Genomic DNA, 22,571 nt, shown 5'->3' with positions numbered 1-22,571 from the left:
GACGTCTTAGCGTTTGTAGGTCGGGGTGATGAAAGGCAGGGCAGAAACGGCGACGGGCAGGTATTTGCCGCGCACTTCTGCAAAGATCGGCGTGCCCGGTGCGGCGAAGCTGACGGGAACGTAGCCCATGGCGACTGGACCTTCGACACTCGGACCGAAGCCGCCCGAGGAGACTTCGCCGATCTCGGTCTTGCCCTCGGCATCGGCATAGAGCTTCGCGTGGCCGCGAACCGGCGCCTTGCCTTCCGGCTTCAGGCCGACACGGCGCCGAGAAGCGCCACTGTCGAGTTCGGCAAGGATGCGGGCGCTCCCTGGGAAGCCGCCGGCGCGGACGCCACCGGTCTTGCGGGCCTTCTGCATCCCCCATTCAAGTGCGGCTTCGACCGGCGTTGTCGTCTGGTCGATGTCGTTGCCGTAAAGGCAAAGTCCGGCTTCGAGACGCAGGGAGTCGCGGGCGCCGAGGCCGATCGGCTGCACATCGGGATGCTCGAGCAGTCGCTTGGCGATATCTTCGGCCTTGTCGGCCGGCACGGAAATCTCAAAACCGTCTTCGCCGCTATAGCCCGATCGTGAAACCAGGCAGGAAACGTCATGCAGGCGGCAATGGCGCACATCCATGAATTTCATATAGGCAAGATCGGCCCAGAGTTCGGCAAGGACAGAGACAGCACGCGGCCCCTGCAAGGCGATCAGGGCGCGGTCCAATAAAGTGATTTCACAGATATCACCGATATGATCTTGAAGATGCTTGAGATCTGCTTCTTTACAAGAGGCATTGACGACGACGAAGAGGTAGTCGTCCATATGGGTAATCATCAGATCGTCGAGGATGCCGCCATTGTCGTCGGTGAAGAAACCGTAGCGTTGACGTCCCTCGGTGAGGCCGAGGATATCGACCGGAACGAGGCTTTCCAGCGCCAGCGCCGCATCCTCATAGAGGCCGGAGCGGGCGCGGATGGTGACCTGGCCCATATGCGAAACGTCGAACAGGCCGGCGGAGGCGCGGGTCCAGAGATGTTCCTTCATCACGCCGGCGGGATATTGCACCGGCATGTCGTAGCCGGCAAACGGCACCATGCGGGCTCCGAGCGACAGATGCAGGGCGTGAAGCGGGGTCTTCTTGGTGGCAGCGGTCTCGTCCAAATGACGCCTCCGGGGTTTGCGCTCGATTAAAAGCGCAGGGCTCAAAATTTCGGCGCGGCTGCGCCTTACGATGAGCCCCCTCTGTCCGTTTGCCTGAGATTGTTATCCCTTCGGCGAACGCTTGCGCGTTTCTCTCCAGAGTTCCGTCTGCCCCTTGCTGGTCCTTTGGCCTGAGAGTTTCCGGGGCGGTTGCTCCTTCGGCACCGGCTCGCACCGGATTCTCCCAACAAGGTTGAGTGCCATTATCTGGTAGTCGTCAGAGATGGCAAGGGGCAAATGTCGCCCTCGAACAAATTTTTGTCGCGCGGCTTGTTCGAGCACACGCGGAAGTGCGCGACCGACGGATGCGGGGACTTTGCAACGACGCTTCGAGAGGCTATCCCATGAAGCCAATAGAGGAGCAGGGCAGGAGACAATGATGAATCGCAATTATGCCGCCGCATTGCTGATGTCGATGAGTGCGCTTTCGTTTTCGGCTACGGTTGTCATGGCGCAGCAGAGCAACGACGCCAACAGCATGCACGGGATGCACATGGACGCGGGCAAGGCGCCAGCGGGGTCGGCGACAGCCAAGCTCGGCGATCTCGACATTACCGGCGGTTACGCCCGCGCCATGCTGCCGGGTCAACCGGTCGGCGGCGGCTACATCACCATTCATAATGGCGGCAAGAGCGACGACAAGCTCACCTCCGTCACGTCTTCGCAAGCAGGCAAGGTCGAACTGCATCAGATGAAGATGGAGGGCGAGATCATGAAGATGCGCGAAGTCAAGGAAGGCATTACCATCCCCGCCGGTGTCACCGTAACGCTTTCGCCCGGTGGCATGCACATGATGTTCAAGCAGGTGAAGACACCGTTCAAGCAGGGCGGCACGGTGCCGGTCATGCTGATGTTCGAGAAGGCGGGCATGGTTGACATCAACTTGCCTGTCGTCGCGCCGAACGCAAACTGAGTTTCGCGCGACCACTGGAGTGCAACGTCGTCATAAAATTCCCGCCCATAGACAATTCCGGTTTCCACTTTCTCTCGAAATGCTCTAAAGCCACGTCAAAAGGCCGGGATGGACCGGCCCTGGGGCGGGATCGTCCCCAGTTCCCTGATTTGGCATGATGTTGCCCGAAAACCGTTTCATACCTTTCGGGACCACGCCGCGACTTTTGAAAGAAGAAGAATGGCCGGGATTGAGCATATAGAGGTCGAGCCCGACGAGGCCGGCATGCGCCTCGACCGCTGGTTCAAGGTGCACTTCCCTGGGCTGGGCTTCGGGCAGTTGCAGAAGCTGATGCGTTCCGGTCAGGTGCGCGTTGATGGCGGCCGCGTGAAGACCGATGCGCGTGTGCAGCCGGGACAGATCGTACGGGTGCCACCGTTGGACGTCGATGCAAAGGGACCGAAGAGCGGGCCGATCGCCAGCAAGGATCTGAAGCATTCAAGCGATGCCGATCTTCTGTCGCGCATGCTGCTGCATGAAGACGAGAAGGTCTTCGTTCTGAACAAGCCGGCCGGCCTTGCCGTTCAGGGCGGCTCCGGTCTCAATCGTCATCTCGACAAGATGCTTGAGGCATGGACGAGCAAGAAGGGCGAGAAGCCGCGCCTGGTGCATCGTCTCGACCGGGACACGTCCGGTGTCCTCGTCGTCGCCCGCACGCGAGGTGCTGCTCAGAAGCTGGCGACCGCCTTCCGCGAACGCGACACCAAGAAGACCTATTGGTCGCTGGTAAAGGGCGTACCGCGCAAGCACGAAGACAAGATCTCGACTTGGCTGGTGAAGGAAGCCACCGCCGATGGCGACCGCATGCGCATCGCCAAGCATGGCGAGGAGGGCGCCGACCACGCCATCACCTATTATCGCGTGCTCGAAACGGCGGCGCAGAGCCTCGCCTGGCTGGAGATGGAGCCCTATACCGGCCGCACGCACCAGCTACGCGTCCACGCGCTTCACATGGGCCACCCGATCATCGGCGATCCAAAATATTTCGACGACGATACGAACTGGGATTTTCCGGGCGGCGTCCAGAAGCGGCTGCATCTGCACGCACGCCATATCGATATTCCGCATCCGGATGGCGGCCGTCTGCGCGTCACCGCGCCGATGCCGCCGCATATGGTGCAGACCTGGAATCTTCTCGGTCTTGACATGGCATCGGCTGGGGAGCCGGACGACGAATGAAGCTCGTTCTTTTCGATTGCGACGGGACGCTGGTCGACAGCGCGCGGCTGATCCACGAGGTCATGGCACGCACCTTCGTCGACTTTGGTCACAAGCGCCCGGATGTCGCCTCCACCAAGTCGATCATCGGCCTGACGCTCGACATCGCGATTGCCCGTATGCAGGGCAAGCCGCATGTCGATGACGAGGCAATCGCCATGACGGCGCGCTACAAGGAGATTTACCCCGGCGTGCGCGATGAGGCGGATATGCAGACGCCATTGTTCGATGGCATCAGGCCGCTGATCGAGACGCTGGCCGGTCGCGACGAATTGTTGCTCGGCGCCGTCACCGGAAAATCGCGTCGTGGCCTGACGCATATTCTCGAGGTGAATGGCTTTACGCCTTTTTTCGTCGTCTCGCGCACGGCGGACGATTGCCCCTCGAAGCCGCATCCAGCAATGGTGACCGAATGCTGCAGCGAGACGGGAATGGATCCGCATGATACGATCGTTATCGGCGATGCGATCTATGACATGCAGATGGCGAAGGCGGCGGGTGCGACCGCAATCGGCGTCGCCTGGGGCTACGCCTCGGTGGAAGAGTTGCTTGCGGCTGGCGCCGACGCGATTGCCCATCATCCGAACGACCTGTTGAGCCATATTCTCTGAGGTGACGCCATGCGCGACCTGTTGAACGACCTTTCCGAAGGCCTGAGCCATCCAGACCCGATCCGCCGGGCGCAGATCCAGATGAAGAAGCCTTTGCCGAAGCGCTTCTACAAGGATGTAGGTATCCGCAAGGGCGAGGATGGCTATGCAATCGAGCTCGACGGCAGGGTGGTGAAGACGCCCGCGCGGCGATTGCTCGCGGTGCCGACCGAGGCACTGGCGAAGCTGGTCGCAGCCGAATGGGAACGGCAGGTAGACGTTATCAACCCTACCGTTATGCCGGTGACGCGCCTGGTCAATACCGCGCTTGATGGCGTGGCGACCGATCCGCAAGCGGTCTTCGAAGACATCCTGCGCTTTTCCTCCAGCGACCTGCTCTGCTATCGCGCCGATCAGCCGGAATTGTTGGTGGAGCGGCAATCGGAGCGGTGGGATCCGCTGATCGATTGGGCAGCGAACGAACTTGGCGCCCGCTTCATCCTGGCGGAAGGCGTCATGCATCAGGAACAGCCGCGCGAGGCAATCGCCGCTTTCGCCGTGACGCTGCGCAAATATGACACGCCTCTGGAACTTGCCAGCCTGCACACCATCACCACGTTGACGGGCTCGGCGATCCTGGCGCTTGCCTTCGCCGAGGGACAGCTGTCGCTCGCCGAGGTCTGGTCGCTTGCCCATCTCGACGAAGACTGGACGATCGAACAATGGGGGCATGACGAAGAGGCCGACAAGCGCCGCGCCCAGCGCTTCGAAGAGTTTCAGGCGGCAACGGATGTTTTTTCTGCGCTTCGCGATTGAATGTTGTTGATTTCCAGTCCGTTATATCGAACTCTGCATCCTACGGGGTCGGGAAATCGGGACGCGAATCATGCTGCAGTTGAGGTCAGGTGCGGTATCGGCGCTGGTGGGATGTTTGGCACTGGCCGCTTGCTCGAGCTGGTCGCTGACGGAGCCGCCGGCACCACCGGCCTATGATGTGCGTAGCGTCACGGTCGTTGCCGATCAGGCCGTTCCACCCGTTCCACCGACGTTGCTGTCAGCCATCAACGACCATGTCAACGCCGCCATCGCCGTGACGACCCGCGACACATCATTGCCGAAGGTGGCGCTGACGATCCGCGTGACGGATCTCCGCAGGGGGCGCAGCTTCAATCATGATCGCAACTCGGTGAAGATCAATGTCGACGCCGCTTCGGTTGACAATGGCGCGGTCCTCGCAATCGCCTCCTTCGATATCGTGAACTACACGCCGGACCCGACGGCGGCCAATGATCTGATGGCGGAGGATGTTGCCGCCCGAATCCGCTCGATCTTCGTGCTGAACGCACCGCCACTGGTGAACTGAGCCTACGGCTTCAAACTATTCCTGCGTCATGCTAAGCCGGACAAGCGCAGAAGAGGGCCATCATGAAAGAGATCCTGCAAGAACTGGAACGTCGCCGGGAGGTCGCGAGGCTCGGAGGCGGGCAGGTGCGTATCGATGCGCAACATGCGCGCGGCAAGCTGACGGCGCGCGAGCGGATCGACATTTTTCTCGATGAAGGCTCCTTCGAGGAGTTCGACATGTTTGTCGAGCACCGCTCGACCGATTTTGGCATGGACAAGTCCAAGATCGCCGGCGATGGCGTCGTTACCGGCTGGGGCACGGTCAATGGCCGCACCGTTTTCCTCTTCGCCAAGGATTTTACCGTCTTCGGTGGCTCGCTTTCGCAGGCGCATGCCGAGAAGATCATGAAGGTCCAGGACATGGCGCTGAAGAACCGGGCGCCGATCATCGGGATCTATGATGCGGGCGGCGCGCGCATCCAGGAGGGCGTGGCGGCGCTTGGCGGCTATGCGGAGGTGTTTCAGCGTAATGTGCTCGCCTCCGGCGTCATTCCGCAGATTTCCATCGTCATGGGGCCTTGCGCCGGCGGCGATGTCTACTCGCCGGCCATGACCGACTTCATCTTCATGGTGCGCGACACGTCCTATATGTTCGTGACTGGCCCGGACGTGGTGAAGACGGTGACAAACGAGACCGTGACCTCCGAGCAGCTCGGCGGTGCCTCAGTGCATACGACGAAATCCTCGATTGCCGATGCCGCCTACGACAACGATATCGACACTCTGATGCAGGTGCGCCGGCTCATCGATTTCCTGCCGCAGTCGAATACTGCCGCCCTCCCGGAAATCGAGTGCTATCAATCGGTCGCCGACCCCGACATGTCGCTCGACACGATCATCCCCGCCAACGCCAACAAGCCCTATGACATCAAGGAGTTGATCCAGAAGGTGACGGACGAGGGGGATTTCTTCGAGATCCAGGCGAGCTTTGCCAAGAACATCGTCTGTGGGTTTGGCCGGATCGAGGGGGCGACGGTCGGTTTCGTCGCCAATCAGCCGATGGTGCTTGCCGGGGTGCTTGATAGCGACGCCTCGCGAAAGGCGGCGCGTTTCGTGCGCTTCTGCGATTGCTTCAATATCCCGATCGTCACCTTCGTCGACGTACCTGGTTTCCTGCCGGGGACCGCACAGGAATATGGCGGGCTGATCAAGCATGGCGCCAAACTGCTCTTCGCCTATGCCGAGGCTACCGTACCGAAGCTCACCGTCATCACCCGCAAGGCCTTCGGCGGCGCCTATGACGTCATGGCGTCGAAACATCTGCGCGGCGATCTCAACTACGCCTGGCCGACGGCGCAAATCGCCGTCATGGGTGCCAAGGGCGCGGTCGAGATCATCTTCCGCAAGGATATTGCCGATCCGGAGAAGATCGCGGCGCATACGAAGATGTACGAAGATCGTTTCCTGTCACCCTTCGTCGCCGCCGAGCGCGGCTATATCGATGAGGTGATCAAGCCACATTCGACGCGGCGCCGGCTGGCGCAAGGGCTCCGAATGCTGCGCAACAAGGATCTGACCAATCCGTGGAAGAAGCACGACAATATTCCGCTTTAGGCATGTGACAACAAGCCACGGATTTTACACGATAAATTGATTGGACGTTAGAAGCCGTGTTTTCACGTTCGCAACCGACCTCTCTAATGCTTTCAATTGGGGGAGTTAGAATTGGAGTTTAAAATGGCGCTTTCCGATCGGCTGAATCAGTATCAGCCCTATGCACTCACGGCACTACGCATCATGACCGGGCTTTTGTTTACGGCACATGGCACGCAGAAGCTTCTCGGCTTTCCGGCCGGCGGTCAATTCTCAAGCCCACTACCGACCTTGATCTTGATTCAAGGCATTCTCGAACTCGTCGGTGGTTTGGCAATCGTCGTTGGTTTCCTTACCCGTCCTGTCGCATTTATTCTCTGCGGCAACATGGCTGTCGCCTATTTCATGGCGCATTATCCGAAGGACTTTTTCCCGGTCAACAATGGCGGCGACGGAGCCATCCTTTACTGCTTCGTCTTCCTGTTCCTGATCTTCGCGGGTCCCGGCCTCCTGGCCATCGACAATCGCAAGAAGTAATCGATCTCAACGTCTGGCTCGGCCAATCTCCGGGTCCGACACATCATCATAACCCCCATCTGCATCGGGCGCGGCGCGCAAAAGCTCTTCAGCTTTTCGCCCGCGCCCTTTGCAATTGAGATATTGCTCTTCGTGTCAGGGTGATTGGAGCTCGCACGCCTCAGGCAGCGAACTTGAGCCCGGCAATGCCTGCAACGATCAGGCCGATGCAGAACAAGCGAACGAGGGTTGCGGGATCGCCCAGCAACCAGATGCCAAGCAGGACAGTCCCGACCGTACCGATGCCGGTCCAGACCGCGTAAGCCGTGCCCATCGGCAAAGTCTTCACCGCCAGACCCAGTAAGATAATGCTGATGACCATCGAGATGACGGTGAGGATTGTCGGCATCGGTCGGGTGAAGCCATCCGTGTATTTCAGGCCGACGGCCCAACCGATTTCAAACAGACCTGCAAGGAAAAGCAGAAACCAAGCCATTTTACGCTCCTTTGTAAGAGCGAGGCCGTCCCCGCGTTGCCTTACGGTCGCCATTTCATGTCGGCCGCCGCAGTCGTCTGCGCGGTAAGACATATGCCGTCGCGGGTTTGGCTTTTCAAGGTGGCGATTGCATAGCTGCTATGCCAGCCGTTCGGCGTGCCACTTCAGATGATCATCCATGAAGCTGGAAATGAAATAGTAGGAGTGGTCGTAACGCTCGTGCATCCGCAGTGTGAGGCCAATGCCGGTGTTCTTGATCGTTTCTTCGAACAGCCAGGGGCGCAGACCAGTTTCCAGGAAACTATCAGCCTTGCCCTGGTCGACCAGAAACTCAGGGAAGCGAGCGCCGTCTTCGACGAGCGCGCAGGCATCATAACGACGCCAGGCGGCCTTGTCGGGCCCAAGATACTTCTCCAGGGCCGGAGCCGACCAGTCGGCGGTCGAGGGCTGGACGATCGGTGCGAAGGCGGAGCAGCTCTTGAAACGATCCGGGGTCTTCAGCGCAATGGTCATGGCGCCGTGGCCACCCATGGAATGGCCGAAAATGCCCTGCCTGCTCATGTCGGCTCGGAACTGCTCGCTGATCAAGGCGGGGAGTTCCTCGGTGATGTAGGTGTACATCTTGTAGTTTTCGGACCACGGCTCCTCGGTGGCGTCGAGATAGAAGCCGGCGCCTTTGCCCATCTGCCAGTTGGTCAACTCGTCCGGCACATCGTTGCCGCGCGGGCTGGTGTCCGGGCAAACGATGATCAGACCGAGCTCTGCCGCCATGCGGCGATATTCGCCCTTCTCCATGACGTTGGCATGGGTGCAGGTCAGACCGGAGAGATACCAGACGACCGGGCAGGGCTGCGTGATCGCCTGTGGGGGCACGAAGACCGCAAAGGTCATCTCGCACTGGCAGGCCTCGGATTCATGCATGTAGACGCCCTGCATGCCGCCAAAGGCGGTGTTCTGGGAAATGATATTCAAGACTGGTCTCCAGACGGATTGTGGGCTTTTGCCCGCCGGCAGAGCCGGTCGAATGTTTCAAGAAAGGCCGAGCGGTCGCGCGGCGAAAAAGCGGCGTTGTAGCCCTTGCTCTCGCCGGTCTCGCGCAGATGGGCGCCGAGATCGCGCATCGCGGTGGCCATGCCGATATTGGCTATATCAAAGATGCGGCCGGTCGGCCCGGTCACCAGCGCGCCGGTGGCGACGCAGCGCCCGGCAAGCGGCACATCGGCGGTGACGACGATATCGCCAGGGCCTGCGTGCTCGGCAATCCAGTTGTCGGCGGCATCGAAAGCACTGGAGACGATGACGTTCTTCACCATCGGATCGCGCGAGGGTCTCAGGCCGGAATTGGCGACAAGCGTCACCTCGATGCCGTGGCGCTCGGCAACTTTCAAAATCTCCGGCTTGACCGGACAGGCATCGGCATCAACGTAGATCATGGGATATTTCAACAATTCTAATAGCATGCGGCGCTTAACTCATGCACCGCATGCAACTCTATTGGCAGCTATCAGTAAACCACCACGCCCCGGATGCTCTCGCCGGAATGCATCAGCTCGAAGCCTTTGTTGATGTCTTCGAGCGGCATGGTGTGGGTAATCATCGGATCGATTTGGATCTTGCCTTCCATGTACCAGTCGACAATCTTCGGCACGTCGGTGCGACCACGCGCGCCGCCGAAGGCGGTGCCCATCCAGTTGCGGCCGGTGACCAGCTGGAACGGGCGGGTGGAGATTTCCTGGCCAGCACCGGCAACGCCGATGATAACGGACTTGCCCCAGCCGCGATGCGAGGCTTCCAGCGCCTGACGCATGACCTTGGTGTTGCCCGTGCAGTCGAACGTGTAGTCGGCGCCGCCGATCAGGTCACCGTTGCGCTTCGTCAGGTTGACGAGGTAAGGCACGATGTCGTCACCGACATCCTTCGGATTGACGAAATGCGTCATGCCGAATTTCTCGCCCCATTCCTTGCGATCATTGTTGATATCGACGCCGATGATCATGTCGGCGCCGGCAAGGCGCAGGCCCTGAAGCACGTTGAGACCGATGCCGCCGAGACCGAAGACGATCGCGGTCGAGCCAATTTCGACCTTGGCGGTGTTGATGACTGCGCCGATGCCCGTGGTGACGCCGCAGCCGATGTAGCAGATCTTGTCGAAGGGCGCGTCGGGATTGACCTTGGCAAGCGCGATCTCAGGCAGGACCGTGTAATTAGCGAAGGTCGAGCAGCCCATATAGTGGTGGATCTTGTCCTTACCGATCGAGAAGCGCGAGGTGCCATCGGGCATCAGGCCCTGGCCCTGGGTGGCGCGGATCGAGGTGCAGAGGTTGGTCTTGCGCGACAGGCAGGAATAGCACTCACGGCACTCCGGTGTGTAAAGCGGAATGACGTGATCGCCTTTCTTGACCGAAGTTACGCCAGGTCCGACATCGACGACGATGCCCGCGCCTTCGTGGCCGAGAATGGCCGGGAACAGGCCCTCCGGATCGGCGCCCGACAGCGTGAAGTCGTCGGTGTGGCAAATGCCGGTTGCCTTGACCTCGATCAGCACTTCTCCGGCCTTCGGGCCTTCGAGCTGGACAGTCATGACTTCGAGCGGTTTACCTGCCTGAACGGCTACGGCGGCGCGTACGTCCATCGTTTCATTCCCTTCTAATAATGATTTTGGTCGGCGCGACATTCGCATGGGCGCGCAGTACGGCTCAAGCTAAAAAACAGACACTTAATGCCGTATTTTGATCAGTCGAACTCCATGATCACCGCATCGACGGCGAGGCTTTCGCCGGGCTTGGCGTTGATCTTGCCGACGGTGAGGTCGCGTTCGGCGCGCAGGACATTCTCCATCTTCATCGCCTCGACGATCGCCAGTGTCTCCCCAGCCTTGACCTCCTGGCCCTCCGCAACCGCAATGGCGACGACGAGGCCCGGCATGGGGCAGAGCAGCAGTTTTGACGTATCCGGAGGCAATTTCACCGGCATGAGCCTGTCGAGTTCGGCCTGGCGCGGGGTAAAGACCCTGGTCCGGACGGAGAGCCCCTGCCAGTCGATGCGCAAGCCGTTGAGGAAAGGACGGATCTGCGCCGTCACCTTGCGCCCGCCGACCGATCCGGCCCAAACGGCATCGCCCGGACGCCAGTCGGTCTTGACCGTCAGGCTGTCGCCAGCGATCTGCATATCCATTTCAAACGGAATGGTGACGAGGCCATCGAGCAGCGTGAGCGGAATATAGTCCGTGCCAAGCTTGACCACCCATTCCTCACGCAACGGCCCCGCCGCCGGCCGCAACCTGTCGGCATAGCGCTCGCGACGATTAGCATCAACCAGGCCGCAGGAGAGGGCTATGGCCGCCAGCAGGGCGCCTTCACCGCCATCCGGCGTCATCGGCGAAAAGCCGTCCGGATATTCCTCCGCGATGAAGCCGGTTGACAAGCGGCCCTCACGCCAGCGCGGATGCTTCATCAGGGCCGACAGGAACGGCATGTTGTGTTCGATACCATCGACCACGAAACCATCCAGCGCCTCGCCCATCGCGTCGATCGCTTCAAGCCGCGTCGGTGCCCAGGTGCAGAGCTTGGCGATCATCGGGTCGTAATACATCGAGATTTCAGCGCCCTCGAAGACACCGGTATCGTTGCGGACGATCGTCTTGCCGCTCTTGCCTTCGCGCGGCGGCCGATAGCGCGTCAAACGGCCGATCGATGGCAGGAAATTGCGATAGGGGTCCTCGGCATAGAGGCGGCTTTCGATCGCCCATCCGTTCAGCTTGATGTCATCCTGCTTGAAAGGCAGCGTTTCGCCAGCGGCAACGCGAATCATCTGCTCGACAAGATCGATGCCGGTGATCAGCTCGGTTACGGGATGCTCGACCTGCAGGCGGGTGTTCATTTCGAGGAAATAGAACTTGCGGTCGCGATCGACGATGAACTCGACGGTGCCGGCGCTCTGGTAGTCGACCGCCTTGGCGAGCGCTACGGATTGCTCGCCCATCGCCTTGCGTGTCGCCTCGTCAAGGAACGGCGATGGTGCTTCTTCGGCGACTTTCTGGTTCCGGCGCTGGATCGAGCATTCACGCTCGCCGAGATAGACGACGTTGCCGTGGCCGTCGGCCAGCACCTGGATTTCGATGTGCCGGGGATCGACCACGAATTTCTCGATGAAGACGCGGTCGTCGCCGAAGGAGCTTCTCGCCTCGGAACGGGCCCGCTCGAAACCGTCGCGCACGTCTTCCGTGCTCCAGGCGATACGCATGCCCTTGCCGCCGCCGCCCGCTGATGCCTTGATCATCACGGGGTAGCCGATCTCGCCCGCGATCTTTTCTGCGTGGTCGCCATCATCGATGACGCCGAGATAGCCGGGCACGGTGGAGACCTTGGCGGCATTGGCGAATTTCTTCGATTCGATCTTGTCGCCCATGGCCTTGATGGCCTTCGGCTTAGGCCCAATGAAGACGATGCCTTCCTTCTCCAGGGCTTCGCAAAAGGAAGCACGCTCGGAGAGGAAGCCATAGCCGGGGTGCACCGCTTCGGCCCCGGTTTCCTTGCAGGCGGCGATGATCTTTTCGGCAACGAGATAGCTCTCGGCGGCGGGGGCCGCGCCGATATGCACGGCCTCGTCGGCCATCTCGACATGCAGGGCATCACGATCGGCGTCGGAATAAACAGCGACGGTCAGGATCCCCATCCGGCGCGCGGTCTTGATCACACGGCAAGCGATCTCGCCGCGGTTGGCGATCAGGATTTTCTTGAACATGCAGACTCCGCCCAATACATATGCCCTGTCAATGTTTTAGCCATAAATCGCCCCGGCGGTCCATGCGGAAGATAAGAGCGCTCAGATCGATTTCGCTGAGCGCGCCTGTACCCGCTCGCGCCAGATGATGAACAGGCCCGATCCGACGATGATCAGGATGCCTATCCATTTGGAAAAATTGGGAAAATCACCGAACAGCGCGTAGCCCAGAATGGTGGCGGAGATGATCTCGAAATATTGGAAGGGCGCCAGCAGCGACAGCGGCGCAAGCCGGAAGGCCCGGACAACCAGCATATGCGCATAGCCCGACACCGCACCGAGAATCAGCAGCAGTACGAGACCAAGCCGGGATGCGGGCAGGGACAGTGCGAAATCGGTAGCGCCGGCCGAAGCTCCTATCCACAGCGCGCCCATCATGAAGATCGTGCCGCCGATACCAGCCATGGTCTGCATGGTCAGCGGTGTATCCGCCTCACCGACGGCGCGATTCATGAAGAGGTAGAGCGCAAAGAGAAAGGCGCAGGCGACCGGCAATAGCGCCTTCAACCCAAAAATCTCGAAGCTCGGTTGAATGACGATCATCGCACCGCCAAAGCCGACGATGATCGCCAGCCAGCGCCGCCAGCCGACCTTGTCGCCGAGAAAGAGTGCTGAAAGCGCCGTCAATATGAAAGGCTCGACAAAATAGATCGCGAAGACGTCGGCAAGCGGCATGTATTTGACCGCTGCAAAGAACAGCAGGCTCGCCGCGCCGTGCAATGCGCCGCGCAACAGGTTCACCCATGGCCGCTTGGCCGAAAGCGCTCCCCAGCCGAACGCGGCAAACAGCAGTGGCAGGGTGCAGACCAGCTGAAAGAAGAAGCGATAGAAGGTCACCTGTCCCGGCGACATCCCCTCGAAGGTCGCCATATATTTAGCGATCGCATCCATCACCGGCAGCACGATCATGGCACCGGCCATGATGGCCATGCCTTGCAGAGGGTTTTGTTGGGCGGGAGCGGTGGCGAGAACGGACATGGCAGGCCATCAATCACAGGAATGCCCTTCGATCAAGGCATCACCTGCAACCTGTGCTTTTCAATTGGTTGCACCATTTGACGTAAAGTGCCGGACTTTCTCAAATCGGACACATGGAGGTGGCCTGATGACGCCCTTAGACCTATTTCTACCGAGTTAATCCGCTAAAAATTAAGCGCGCCGCTCAGAATTTCACCGGCGCGACCAAAACGGAGGATCGCACCGATGTTGAAGACGGAACATGAGACGACCGTTTTTTCGGATGAAAGCGACGATACCCTGGGTGGACGCATTTCCATGGCCCGCGATGCCGCCGGCATCAGCCTCGAATCACTGGCGGGCCAGCTTGGCGTGAACCAGGAAACGATGCTTGCCTGGGAATCCGACCGTTCGGAACCAAAATCGGCCGTTCTGGCCGCAATGGCCGGCCTGTTCGGTGTTTCGCCAGCCTGGCTGATGACCGGCACGGGGGACGGGCCGCGCGAGGATAGTGAAGAACGAGCGCTGGAAGCCGTCAGGAGCGAACTGTCCCGACTGCGCTCCGCCCATCAGGATATGGGCCGGCTGATCGAGACGACGACGCGCCAGATCGAACGGCTCGACCATCAGATCAGGCTGCGCAACGTCAGCAAGGACGTTGCGCATTAGATGTCATTGGCCGTTTCACCGAAGACCTGCTCGAAAGCCTCGCGCAGGCGGATATCCACATCCGTCATCATCACCGGCAGGCCGAGATCGACAAGGCTGGTGACGCCATAGGCGGATATTCCACAGGGGACGATACCGGAGAAATGGCTGAGGTCGGGGTCGACGTTCAGCGACAGGCCGTGAAACGTCACCCACTTGCGCACGCGGATGCCGAGAGCCGCGATCTTGTCCTCTGTCATGGTCCCATCCGGCAGCAATGGCTTTTCCGGACGGCGCACCCAGACGCCGACACGATCCTCGCGGCGTTCACCGCGGACATTCATCGAATCAAGCGTGCGGATAATGACTTCTTCCAGCGCCGCGACGAAGGCGCGGATATCCTGACGCCGGCGTTTCAGGTCCAGCATGACATAGGCCACGCGCTGGCCGGGACCGTGATAGGTGTATTCGCCGCCGCGACCGGTGGCGAAAACCGGAAAACGATCGGGCTCGATGAGATCAGCCGCGTCAGCGCTGGTCCCTGCCGTATATAAAGGAGGATGCTCCACCAGCCAGACAAGCTCCGGCGCGTGGCCATCCGCAATGGCGGCGACTTCCGCCTCCATGGTCGCCACCGCCTCGTCATAGGGCACGGGACAGTCGGCTATGCGCCAGCGCACTGGTGGTGAATCAATAAGCGGAAACATTTGGTGTTCGAGATCGGTGCGTAGCATCCTGCCAGTCCTTTAAACGCCTGCGGCCACGCTTCTCTGACAAAAGCTGAGCGGCCGGCAAGCACCGCCTATATGGAGGCTTTCACAGGGTAATTCAAACAGTTGTGAAACTCTTCAAAAAAACTGACACATATCTCTTGTGCCCCCCGAATGCTTTTGCTACATGCAGCCCCGCCGGAGCAATCCAGCAACTACCACGATGCGGTCGTGGCGGAATTGGTAGACGCGCAGCGTTGAGGTCGCTGTGGGGCAACCCGTGGAAGTTCGAGTCTTCTCGACCGCACCAAAACAAGAAACCCGCTTCGGCGGGTTTTTTTGTTTTTCTCTCCATCGGAGTTTTTAATATCCTTTTAAGTTGCGCAGATAGCCAATTTGCACGCAAAAATATATGTTTTCGTACAGTTACCGTTCATGTTCGCCGCCCTATGGTGTCGCTCATCGAACCCTGACGGTGTGTCAATTGACAAATCGAAGAGGCGAGATGATTAATACTTTCGACATTCGTCATAGAGCGGAGGATTTGCCAATGACTAGTCGTGCCATCCTGTTGATGTCTTTTGCGTCTTTTGCAGTTTTGGGCTCGATGGCCCTCTCATCGCCGGCTTCTGCGCTAACGATGAAAGAGTGCAGCACCAAATACCAGGCTGCCAAGGATGCGGGTACTCTGAACGGCCAGAAGTGGAATGATTTCCGCGCCGCTCAGTGCGGTGCCGATTCTTCTGCAGCCACCACCACCGCACCGGCCACAACGACGCCTGCCAAGCCGACCACGACCGCCAAGGTCGACACCAGCGAGCCTGATGTCACCAAGCCGCCGGCCAAGGAGCCAGCAAAGCCGACGACCGTCGCTCCGTCGGGCGTGAAGTTCCCGGGCGCCGTCGACACCAAATATTCGAGCGAGACGCCCGGTAAGGCCCGCTTCCATACTTGCGTCGACGCCTACAATGCCAACAAGGCCAGCAACAGCCTCGGCGGCCTGAAGTGGATCCAGAAGGGCGGCGGCTACTACAGCCTCTGCAACACCAAGCTCAAGAGCTAATCCGGTTTATTACCGGATAATCGAGCGGGCGCCCTAGAGGCGCCCGCATCTTTTGCGCGGGCCGCTCAATCGCGCGCTTTTTCCCATTTTTTTACCAGTCGATCGCGCTTCAATTTTGAAAGGCGCTGTAGCCAGAATTGGCCATTGAGCTGATCGACCTCATGCTGAATGCAAACCGCCAGGAAATCTTCGGCAGCAGCGTCATGGGTTTCGCCCGTTATATCCTGATAGCGGAAACGGATGGCCCTCGGCCTGACAACCTCGTCAGTGATGCCGGGCATGGACACGCTGCCCTCCACATGCCGCATGGTTTCCTCGGAAAACCATGTAATCTCCGGATTGATATAGGTGCGGACGCCGTCTTCCAGACTGAGTTCAATCACCGTGACGCGCTGGAGCACGCCGACATGGGCGGCGGTAATGCCGACGCCGGGCGCGGCACGCATGGTGTCCAGGAGATCAATGGTGAGATTGCGCAAACCGTCGTCGAAGACGGTCACCGGCGCGCAGGCTGTTTTCAGCAAGGGATCTGGGAAGCGGATGATGGGACGAACTGGCACGGCGCTCTCTGTTGTCGGGACGACATGGTCACCGCCTAGGGATAGGGGCAAGGCGAGGCTGACGCCACCGTCTTGCGAACACGATACGAAATGTCAGCATTTCCGTCTATCCAATTGTTGACAATCGGTTTTCAGCCGTCATTCTCAATGTCGGAATCTCGAAATCCCATAAGCAAATGCGGAATGCGAGGCGGCAAATGACGACGACCGACGAAGACGCGCTCGTTCGCAAGACCTCCGCGGAAACCAACCCGGACATCTATGACGAGGACGGCGTCGTCCGCTCGGACTTCCTGACCGAGGTCAACGACGCGATCGAGCGGCACGATCTTCCGTTCCTGCGGCAGAATGTCGTGCGGCTGCATGATTCCGAGCTTGGCGATCTTCTCGAATCGCTGCCGCCGCACGAACGTCTGGCGCTTGTGCGATTGCTTGGCGACGACTTCGACATGACGGCGTTGACGCAGGTGGACGAGGCGATCCGCATGGAGATCGTCGACCAGATGCCGAACGACCAGATCGCCGCCGGCATCGGCGAGCTCGATTCGGACGACGCCGTCTATATTCTCGAGGATCTAGATGAGGAAGACCGCGACGAGATCCTGTCGCAACTGCCGTTCACCGAGCGGGTCCGCCTGCGACGGGCGCTCGATTACCCGGAGCGGTCGGCTGGTCGCCGCATGCAAACGGAATTCGTCGCCGTGCCGCCATTCTGGACGGTTGGCCAGACGATCGACTACATGCGCGACGAAGAGGGGCTGCCGGAAGCCTTCACCCAGATCTTCGTTATCGACCCGACCTTCAAGTTGCTCGGCAGCATCGATCTCGACCGTATCCTGAGGGCCAAACGACAGACAAAGGTCGAGGGTATCATGCGCGAAACCTCGCACCCGATCCCGGCCGAGATGGATCAGGAGGAGGCGGCGCAGCTCTTCGAACAATATGACTTGCTATCGGCGGCCGTGGTTGACGAGAACCAGCGGCTTGTCGGCGTGCTGACCATCGACGACGTGGTCGACGTCATCAACGAAGAAGCCGACGAAGATATCAAGCGCCTTGGTGGCGTCGGTGACGAAGAGCTGTCGGACAATGTCGCTTCGACCGTGCGCTCACGCTTCGTCTGGCTAGCGGTCAACCTGATCACCGCGATTCTCGCCTCCAGCATCATCGATGTCTTCGATGGCGCGATCGAGAAGATGGTGGCGCTTGCCGTCTTGATGCCGATCGTCGCCTCGATGGGCGGCAATGCCGGCACCCAGACGATGACCGTCACCGTGCGGGCTCTCGCCACCGGCGACATCGACATCTACAACGCCTTCCGCGTCATTCGCAGGGAGGCGAGCGTCGGTCTGGTCAACGGCATCCTTTTTGCCGTTATCATGGGTGCCGTCGCCACCTTCTGGTTCCATGATGTTCAGCTCGGCATGGTCGTCGGCGCGGCGATGATCATCAACCTGGTCGCCGCGGCTCTGGGCGGCATCCTTTTGCCGCTGATTCTGCATCGCTTCGGCGCCGATCCGGCCATCGCATCGTCGGCCTTCGTCACCACGGTCACGGATTGTACGGGGTATTTTGCATTCCTTGGTCTTGCGACATGGTGGTTTGCCATTCGCTAGGCTGAAATGCGCGGGGGAGTGCCGTCCTGCACAAATTGACTATTACGTAAAAGTCAATATTATGACCTCTGCAAGACAGGGGCGCACGACTGGTGGACAGATACTATAGCATAACGGAGCTGACGCGGGAATTCGGGGTTTCCACCCGGACACTGCGTTTCTACGAAGACGAAGGTCTTATCCACCCCGAGCGCAGGGGCCGCACGCGCTTGTTCCGCACGGCCGACCGTCGGCTGATCATGGAAATCCTGCGCGGCCGCCGCATCGGCTTCACCATCGCCGAAATCCGCGAGATCATTCAGGTCTACAAGGAACCACCGGGCGAGATGGGTCAGCTGAAATTGCTGATGAAGCGCGTCGATGAGAAACGCAACGAGTTGCGCCAGAAGCGCAAGGATATCGAAGACACGCTGACCGAACTCGACAATGTCGAGGAAGCCTGTCTCGGCCGTCTGGCCGACATCGGTGTGGGGACGTAAGCTCCTCAAATCCAGCGACGCGTATGCCTACAGTAAAATTCAAATTCGCAGCCGAAGCGGGAGAGCAGATGCATTTCCTCGCAGCGGATGACCAGTAGCGTGGTCAATGCGGCTGCCACGGCCGCCATGGCGACGAACCAGACGTTGCCGATCATCAGGCCGAGGCTTGCCGTCAAGAGTGTGTAGCCGAGATAGGTCGGGTTACGGGTAAAGCGGAATGGCCCCTTGGTCACCAGATGCGCGGTGCAGCGCTGCGTCAGCACGGTCGTGCGGCTCTCGACTAGCGTCTTTACCGCCCAGACATTCAGCGTCACCGCGGCGATGGTCAAGAGAGCGCCGATACCCCAGCAGACGGCGAACCATCGGTAGGGCAGATGCACTGGATAATCCTGGTTCAGGTACAGCGCTGTTATGACTGCGAGACTATATAATAAAGGCGGCCATGGAAAACTCAGCGACTTCGAACGATAGGCATTCATCGAATAACCCTGTCATTGCGCTTGTTCCGTGCACTGTAGCGCGATTCGGCTGATCCGTTCATCGCTATCTGCCTTAATTGCTCCGGATTCCAACTGCGAGAAAAGGTTCTGCGTCTGTAACTGATCCAGCGTGCACTTGCAGAAGCTGCGGCACATGGCTTCATTGCCCGATTGTGTACAGGACACCTCACACTGCCTGATATAGCCGACCGTTGGGTCTGGCGCCGGAGCGGGCGCAACCAGCGACAGAAGGTAGACCAGGCCAAAGAGTAGCGGCTGGTGGATGAGGTAGACGATCAGACTGTGGCGACCAGCGCGGGCGATCAGGTTGCGGCCGGGACCCAGCTTCGCCAGAGGCCGGAGCCAGCCGAGCGAGATTGCCAACTGCGCGATGCCAAGGCCGAAAAGAAACGGCGTCAGCCATGGGAAAACCGGCACATAGTCGTTCGATCGCGGCAGGTTTTCGGACAAGCCGACCCAATAGAGCCAGGGCGTGTCAAAGACAGCAGAGTGCAGCGAAAAAGGCGCAATGACATTGTCGACGATGATGCCGGCCAAGAGCAGCACGGCTATCAGCAGTGTTGCGAAGGCCGGCAGGCGCAGGAACAGCAGGCCGATGATGCTGGCGGCGGCGATGCTGTGCAGGATGCCGAAGAAGATCCACTCGTCGCGCATGCCGATGAAGGTGACGGCGGAGATCGCCACGGAGGAGGCAACGATCATACCGAGACGCTTGAAATAGGACTGCCAGCGGATTTCGGGCGTGTTGGCAAGCACCAGGCTGACACCAGCGAGAAACAGGAAGGTGCTGGCGATGGCGCGAGCGTAGAATTTCAGCCAGCCGGTCTCTGCCGTACCCGCATCGAGATAGCCGAAGAACTCGAAATCCCAGGTGCAATGATAACTCGCCATCGCCAGAAGCGCGATCCCACGGGCCGTGTCCAGAATGCCGATGCGGGGCGTCTTTTGCGGCGCATCGATACTCTCGGCGATAACGGCCATTTGGCAGGTCCTTCCAGGCATGAATTCAGATCGTCGGCGCCAGCTTCATCATCGCCAACGCGGCGATGTCATGGCACATCGATATCCATGATGGCCAGACGGGCATCGGAAAAAAACTGCCGGCGGACCAGAACGATGATGATGAACATCGTCGTGACCATGAAGACATAAGGGCTCAGGAACCAGCCGAGATAGCCGATCGACAGGAAGATGGTTCGCAGACCCGCATTGAAATTGCGCGCGGCGATGATGTTCATACGGATGACGCGCTCGGCCGCCCGCTCCGCCCGCGCGGGATCGAGCTCGGCATCCTGCCGCATCGGCAGGGCCCCGAAGAGGATGGTGCAATAGTTGAACAGGCGATAGGCCCAGCCGAATTTGAAGAAAGCGTAGCCGAACAGGCAGGCTAGCCCCGCCACCTTGAGCTCGAAGGCGGCGCGGCCGCCATTGAGGATGAAAGGCAGGTCGGCGAAAAAGGCATTGACCTTGTCGGTGGCTCCGAGCAGGGCGAAGCAGCTGCCGATGGCGAAGATCGATGTCGAGGCAAAGAAACCGGTGCCGTTCTGCAGGCCGGCCAGGATTTGCGTATCGATCATCTTCAGGTCGCGGCGCAACGAATTGTGGATCCATTCGCGCCGGCGCTCGTTCATCGCCAGCGTCAGGCTGGTGCGATTGAAGAAACTGGCGCTGCTGGTGATCCAGTTCAGGGCAATCCAGAGAAAAATGAATAGGGCGAGGGCGACATAGTCGACGGTCGTCATGAAGGCAGATTCTCCAAGTCTTTCTGTTCCAGACTGTAACGCACACCTGTTGGGGCGCAATGGCCTTATGTTTGCGCCGTTGCAAGCCTATATGTTATGTCGCAGGCATGAAATCCGATGTCGGTCGATCGCCGTGCAGGGCTGCCCTGATAGCGTAGCCTTGTCATTGCTTGATTTGCCGAGGAGGCACCAAAGGTCCATGTTTCTTTCAGTTTTCGATGTTTTCAAGATCGGCGTCGGACCGTCCAGTTCGCACACGATGGGACCTATGTCGGCCGCCAATCGGTTTCTTGACCTCGTGCTGTCGAGCGAGTGGCCGCGGCCGTCCTCGAATGTGCATGTCGCCTCGATCAAGGTGAGCCTGCATGGCTCGCTCGCCCATACAGGCATCGGCCATGGCACGGGCAGGGCGGTGATTCTCGGTCTGATGGGCGAGCGCCCGGATCGGGTCGACCCCGACCGGATGGATGCCGTTATCGACGAGGTCGAGCGCAGCGGCCGCATCACGCCGCCGGGTCATCCGGCCTATCAGTTCCAGCCGAAGACCGATCTGATCTTCGACAAGAAGGTGCCGTTGCCGGGCCATGCAAACGGCATGAGCTTCTCCGCCTTCGACAAGGATGAGCGCCTGCTCGTCAAGCGCATCTATTATTCCGTCGGCGGCGGCTTCGTCGTCACCGACACCGAGCTCGAACAGATGCGCGCCGACAAGAAGAAGGCCTCTTCCGGTGAACGCATTCCATTCCCCTTCGCCACCGCCAAGCAGATGCTGGAGATGGCCGAGCGTTCGAGCCTTTCGATCGCACAGATGAAGCGCGCCAATGAAGAGACGCGCATGAGCAGCGAGGATCTCGACGCCGGGCTCGATCGCATCTGGACGGCAATGAGCAGCTGTATCGATCGCGGCCTGAAGGTCGATGGCATCATGCCTGGCGGCCTGAAGGTGCGCCGTCGCGCCCGCGCCATCCATGACAAGCTGCAGGAGGAATGGCGCAGCAACCGCATCAATCCGCTGCTCGCCAACGACTGGCTGAGCGTCTACGCCATGGCCGTCAATGAAGAAAACGCCGCCGGCGGCCGCGTCGTCACCGCGCCGACCAATGGGGCGGCTGGTGTCATCCCGGCAACGATCCGCTACTACCAGCACTTCCATGAGGACTGGGACCAGGACGGCATCCGCAACTACCTGCTGACGGCCGCAGCCGTTGGCGGCATCATCAAGCACAACGCCTCGATCTCTGGTGCTGAAGTCGGCTGTCAGGGTGAGGTGGGTTCGGCGGCCGCAATGGCAGCTGCGGGACTTGCCGCCGTCATGGGCGCTTCGCCGGAGCAGATCGAGAACGCCGCCGAAATCGCGCTCGAACACCATCTCGGCATGACCTGCGACCCGGTCGCCGGCCTCGTGCAGGTGCCCTGCATCGAGCGCAACGCGCTTGGCGCCGTCAAGGCAGTGACCGCTGCCTCACTGGCCCTCAAGGGCGACGGCCAGCATTTCGTGCCGCTCGACGCCTGTATCGAAACCATGCGCCAGACCGGTTACGACATGAGCGAGAAGTACAAGGAGACATCGACCGGCGGCCTTGCGGTGAATGTGGTGGAATGTTGAGTGTGGACGCTTACCTC

Annotated in this window: 24 protein-coding genes, 1 tRNA gene and 1 riboswitch; of the genes, 13 read left to right on the top strand and 12 right to left on the bottom strand. The window is 59.9% G+C overall.

All coding sequences use genetic code 11. The features are described 5' to 3' along the window. Positions 1 to 6 precede the first annotated feature (6 nt). Positions 7 to 1,143: a glycine cleavage system aminomethyltransferase GcvT gene (gene gcvT / locus EX00_RS05805; RefSeq protein ID WP_047455026.1), complete on the bottom strand. Its 1,137-nt coding sequence runs from the start codon at positions 1,141 to 1,143 to the stop codon at positions 7 to 9. Positions 1,144 to 1,291: 148 nt separating this feature from the next. Beyond that, positions 1,292 to 1,379, bottom strand: a riboswitch (glycine riboswitch). Between the two features lie 182 nt (positions 1,380 to 1,561). On the opposite strand from gcvT, the gene EX00_RS05800 reads away from it, so the two are divergent. The 7 genes from EX00_RS05800 (at position 1,562) to EX00_RS05770 (ending at position 7,416) form a co-directional block, all read left to right on the top strand. After that, entirely contained in the window at positions 1,562 to 2,095 is a 534-nt protein-coding gene (locus EX00_RS05800; protein ID WP_047455024.1) for a copper chaperone PCu(A)C, read from the top strand. 219 nt (positions 2,096 to 2,314) lie between these two features. Next, positions 2,315 to 3,313: an RluA family pseudouridine synthase gene (locus EX00_RS05795; RefSeq protein ID WP_047455023.1), complete on the top strand. Its 999-nt coding sequence runs from the start codon at positions 2,315 to 2,317 to the stop codon at positions 3,311 to 3,313. Continuing rightward, on the top strand, positions 3,310 to 3,963 hold the full coding sequence (locus tag EX00_RS05790; protein WP_047455021.1) for an HAD-IA family hydrolase: 654 nt from the start codon (positions 3,310 to 3,312) through the stop codon (positions 3,961 to 3,963). Before EX00_RS05795 ends, EX00_RS05790 begins: the two co-directional genes overlap by 4 nt. 9 nt (positions 3,964 to 3,972) lie before the next feature. Then, the gene (locus EX00_RS05785; protein ID WP_047455019.1) at positions 3,973 to 4,758 is read left to right on the top strand and encodes an ATP12 family chaperone protein; all 786 of its coding nucleotides are present in this window, start codon (positions 3,973 to 3,975) and stop codon (positions 4,756 to 4,758) included. A 70-nt stretch (positions 4,759 to 4,828) separates the two neighbouring features. Further along, complete coding sequence (locus EX00_RS05780; protein WP_047455017.1) at positions 4,829 to 5,305, top strand: hypothetical protein; 477 nt, start codon at positions 4,829 to 4,831, stop codon at positions 5,303 to 5,305. A gap of 62 nt (positions 5,306 to 5,367) precedes the next feature. Further along, on the top strand, positions 5,368 to 6,900 hold the full coding sequence (locus EX00_RS05775) for an acyl-CoA carboxylase subunit beta (RefSeq protein ID WP_047455015.1): 1,533 nt from the start codon (positions 5,368 to 5,370) through the stop codon (positions 6,898 to 6,900). Positions 6,901 to 7,023: 123 nt separating this feature from the next. Continuing rightward, the gene (locus EX00_RS05770; RefSeq protein WP_047455013.1) at positions 7,024 to 7,416 is read left to right on the top strand and encodes a DoxX family protein; all 393 of its coding nucleotides are present in this window, start codon (positions 7,024 to 7,026) and stop codon (positions 7,414 to 7,416) included. A gap of 160 nt (positions 7,417 to 7,576) precedes the next feature. Here EX00_RS05770 and sugE read toward each other — a convergent pair whose 3' ends face one another. The 6 genes from sugE to EX00_RS05740 form a co-directional block, all read right to left on the bottom strand. Further along, the gene (gene sugE / locus EX00_RS05765; RefSeq protein ID WP_047455011.1) at positions 7,577 to 7,891 is read right to left on the bottom strand and encodes a quaternary ammonium compound efflux SMR transporter SugE; all 315 of its coding nucleotides are present in this window, start codon (positions 7,889 to 7,891) and stop codon (positions 7,577 to 7,579) included. A 138-nt stretch (positions 7,892 to 8,029) separates the two neighbouring features. Then, a complete protein-coding gene (fghA, locus tag EX00_RS05760) occupies positions 8,030 to 8,863 on the bottom strand; it encodes an S-formylglutathione hydrolase (RefSeq protein ID WP_047455010.1) in 834 nt (277 codons plus the stop codon). After that, complete coding sequence (locus EX00_RS05755; RefSeq protein WP_047455008.1) at positions 8,860 to 9,324, bottom strand: YaiI/YqxD family protein; 465 nt, start codon at positions 9,322 to 9,324, stop codon at positions 8,860 to 8,862. Before EX00_RS05755 ends, fghA begins: the two co-directional genes overlap by 4 nt. 71 nt (positions 9,325 to 9,395) lie before the next feature. Next, complete coding sequence (locus EX00_RS05750; protein WP_047455006.1) at positions 9,396 to 10,523, bottom strand: S-(hydroxymethyl)glutathione dehydrogenase/class III alcohol dehydrogenase; 1,128 nt, start codon at positions 10,521 to 10,523, stop codon at positions 9,396 to 9,398. Between the two features lie 101 nt (positions 10,524 to 10,624). Then, complete coding sequence (locus EX00_RS05745; protein ID WP_047455004.1) at positions 10,625 to 12,634, bottom strand: acetyl-CoA carboxylase biotin carboxylase subunit; 2,010 nt, start codon at positions 12,632 to 12,634, stop codon at positions 10,625 to 10,627. An 81-nt stretch (positions 12,635 to 12,715) separates the two neighbouring features. Beyond that, positions 12,716 to 13,651, bottom strand: a complete 936-nt coding sequence (locus tag EX00_RS05740) for a DMT family transporter (protein WP_047455003.1) — start codon at positions 13,649 to 13,651, stop codon at positions 12,716 to 12,718. Positions 13,652 to 13,876: 225 nt separating this feature from the next. Here EX00_RS05740 and EX00_RS05735 point away from each other — a divergent pair, with 225 nt between their 5' ends. Continuing rightward, positions 13,877 to 14,299 (top strand): helix-turn-helix domain-containing protein, encoded by a 423-nt coding sequence (locus EX00_RS05735; RefSeq protein ID WP_047455001.1) that lies wholly within the window; start codon positions 13,877 to 13,879, stop codon positions 14,297 to 14,299. Here EX00_RS05735 and lipB read toward each other — a convergent pair. After that, positions 14,296 to 15,012: a lipoyl(octanoyl) transferase LipB gene (gene lipB, locus EX00_RS05730; protein WP_047454999.1), complete on the bottom strand. Its 717-nt coding sequence runs from the start codon at positions 15,010 to 15,012 to the stop codon at positions 14,296 to 14,298. The genes EX00_RS05735 and lipB overlap by 4 nt on opposite strands. A 201-nt stretch (positions 15,013 to 15,213) precedes the next feature. Here lipB and EX00_RS05725 point away from each other — a divergent pair. Together EX00_RS05725 and EX00_RS05720 are read left to right on the top strand one after the other, a co-directional pair. Continuing rightward, positions 15,214 to 15,298, top strand: a tRNA-Leu gene (locus EX00_RS05725). A 240-nt stretch (positions 15,299 to 15,538) separates the two neighbouring features. After that, positions 15,539 to 16,051 (top strand): hypothetical protein, encoded by a 513-nt coding sequence (locus EX00_RS05720; RefSeq protein WP_047454997.1) that lies wholly within the window; start codon positions 15,539 to 15,541, stop codon positions 16,049 to 16,051. A gap of 65 nt (positions 16,052 to 16,116) precedes the next feature. Here EX00_RS05720 and EX00_RS05715 read toward each other — a convergent pair whose 3' ends face one another. After that, positions 16,117 to 16,611 carry a peptide deformylase gene (locus EX00_RS05715; RefSeq protein WP_047454995.1) on the bottom strand — a complete coding sequence of 165 codons (495 nt, stop codon included), beginning with the start codon at positions 16,609 to 16,611 and terminating at the stop codon, positions 16,117 to 16,119. Between the two features lie 197 nt (positions 16,612 to 16,808). On the opposite strand from EX00_RS05715, the gene mgtE reads away from it, so the two are divergent. Continuing rightward, entirely contained in the window at positions 16,809 to 18,227 is a 1,419-nt protein-coding gene (gene mgtE, locus EX00_RS05710; protein WP_047454993.1) for a magnesium transporter, read from the top strand. Between the two features lie 92 nt (positions 18,228 to 18,319). After that, a complete protein-coding gene (locus EX00_RS05705) occupies positions 18,320 to 18,706 on the top strand; it encodes a MerR family transcriptional regulator (protein ID WP_047454991.1) in 387 nt (128 codons plus the stop codon). Positions 18,707 to 18,711: 5 nt separating this feature from the next. Here EX00_RS05705 and EX00_RS05700 read toward each other — a convergent pair whose 3' ends face one another. The 3 genes from EX00_RS05700 to EX00_RS05690 form a co-directional block, all read right to left on the bottom strand. Continuing rightward, complete coding sequence (locus EX00_RS05700; RefSeq protein ID WP_047454989.1) at positions 18,712 to 19,185, bottom strand: methyltransferase family protein; 474 nt, start codon at positions 19,183 to 19,185, stop codon at positions 18,712 to 18,714. Between the two features lie 12 nt (positions 19,186 to 19,197). Then, entirely contained in the window at positions 19,198 to 20,187 is a 990-nt protein-coding gene (locus EX00_RS05695; protein ID WP_047454987.1) for a heparan-alpha-glucosaminide N-acetyltransferase, read from the bottom strand. A 68-nt stretch (positions 20,188 to 20,255) separates the two neighbouring features. Next, positions 20,256 to 20,948, bottom strand: coding sequence for a DUF599 domain-containing protein (locus EX00_RS05690; protein ID WP_007696172.1), 693 nt, complete (start codon positions 20,946 to 20,948; stop codon positions 20,256 to 20,258). A 199-nt stretch (positions 20,949 to 21,147) separates the two neighbouring features. Here EX00_RS05690 and EX00_RS05685 point away from each other — a divergent pair, with 199 nt between their 5' ends. Further along, on the top strand, positions 21,148 to 22,554 hold the full coding sequence (locus tag EX00_RS05685; RefSeq protein WP_047454982.1) for an L-serine ammonia-lyase: 1,407 nt from the start codon (positions 21,148 to 21,150) through the stop codon (positions 22,552 to 22,554). Positions 22,555 to 22,571: the final 17 nt, after the last annotated feature.

It is taken from the genome of Martinezella rhizogenes, assembly GCF_000799715.1.
In the GTDB taxonomy this organism is placed as follows: Bacteria; Pseudomonadota; Alphaproteobacteria; order Rhizobiales; family Rhizobiaceae; genus Rhizobium; species Rhizobium rhizogenes_C.
Note: the sequence above shows the minus strand (reverse complement) of the source record. Positions and strands in the feature narration are given on the sequence as shown.